Here is a 1,353-nt window from a genome sequence, read left to right on the forward strand (position 1 = left end):
AGAAATGGCAGCATGAGGACGACCGCTTGGAAGGCGGAAAACGTAGGGCACCTCAAGGAAGATTCTGGCGATAACCTCCTTTGCTATTGCTTTGGTGTCAGCAAGGATGATTTTCAGCGCAACCCCGCGACCAAGGAGTTCGTCGTGGCGCAGACAAAGGCTGGTTTGTGTTCATGCGACACCAGCAATCCGTCAGGGCGTTGCTGCCTGAAAGATTTTCCAAAATCAAGGCTCTGTTCGCGTTGTGTGTTGATTTCGTCCATACTCAGACCAGACAAGGAGTTTGGCGATGCGCACGGAACAGTTCAAAAGAATCCTTCAGCGTTTGAACACCTTACGGCCCGAGCAACTTGAAGAACTGGCCACGGCGGTGAGCCTGAGGCAGGCCGCAGCAGCGTCCTATCGAGCCTTGGATGACGCCCGAGGCGGTGCCTGCTGTCGCCACTGCGGCAGCTTGGCCGTGGTGCGATATGGCCGAGCCCACGGCCTGCAGCGCTATCGCTGCAAAGATTGCAGCCGTACCTGCAGCGCGGTCACGGGCACCCCGCTGACGGGGCTTCGGATGAAGGAGCGGTTCGCAAAGAACACCGAATGCATGAGCAAGCGCATGACCGTCCGCGAGACGGCAGCTGAATGTGATGTGTCGGTTTCCACGGCTTTTCGGTGGCGACACCGCTTCCTCAAGGCTGTCGTTCCGCAACAGCCCGCCGGTGTCGAGGGGCTTCTTGAGGTCGATGAGACTTACTTCCTGCATTCGCTCAAAGGTCAGCGAAAGCTGCCACGAGCGGCCCGCAGCCGGGGTGGTAAGGCCAAAAGGCGCGGCATCTCCCGGGAGCAGGTACCGGTCGTTGTCGCGATTGCCCGAGGTCAGGGATTCACGGCTGACCGGGTATTCGAGCCTGGCATGAAGGGCAAGGACCTCGTCGAAGCGTTGCGGGGTGTGGTCAAGCCCGACACGGTGGTTTGCTCCGACGGCAACGCCGCCTACTTCGCGCTCCAACGCGAGTTGGGCGTCACCTTGAAGATGTTCAGCGCCTCGAAGCATGGTTCGGCTATCAATCCTTCGTTTCATGTTCAGACCGTCAACAGCTACCACTCCCGCATGAAAGCCTGGCTCAACGGCCAGTTCCGCGGCGTCGCCACCAAGTACTTGCCCAACTACGTCGCTTGGCAGCGGCTACTAGCCTGGTTCAAGCAGGATGTGACACCGGAGCAATTCATCGCCTCGTCATTGGGAAGGCAGCTTATCAACACGTAACGCGAACAGAGCCAAAATCAACGAATTGACTGTCCGCAAAGGGTCGGGCCCGGCCCGTCAGAGGCGGAGAGACCTGCCGTTCGAGCGAAGTTGTG

The 1,353-nt window shown here is 59.1% G+C and carries 2 protein-coding genes; both read left to right on the forward strand.

All coding sequences use genetic code 11. The features are described 5' to 3' along the window. On the forward strand, positions 1-354 hold a 354-nt coding region (locus tag ACUH78_RS19265), incomplete at its 5' end, for a bacterioferritin-associated ferredoxin (protein WP_445334449.1). Then, on the forward strand, positions 290-1,258 hold the full coding sequence (locus tag ACUH78_RS19270; protein ID WP_445334448.1) for an IS1595 family transposase: 969 nt from the start codon (positions 290-292) through the stop codon (positions 1,256-1,258). The genes ACUH78_RS19265 and ACUH78_RS19270, both read left to right, overlap by 65 nt. Positions 1,259-1,353 lie beyond the last annotated feature (95 nt).

It is taken from the genome of Thauera sp. ZXT1-4 (assembly GCF_052598215.2).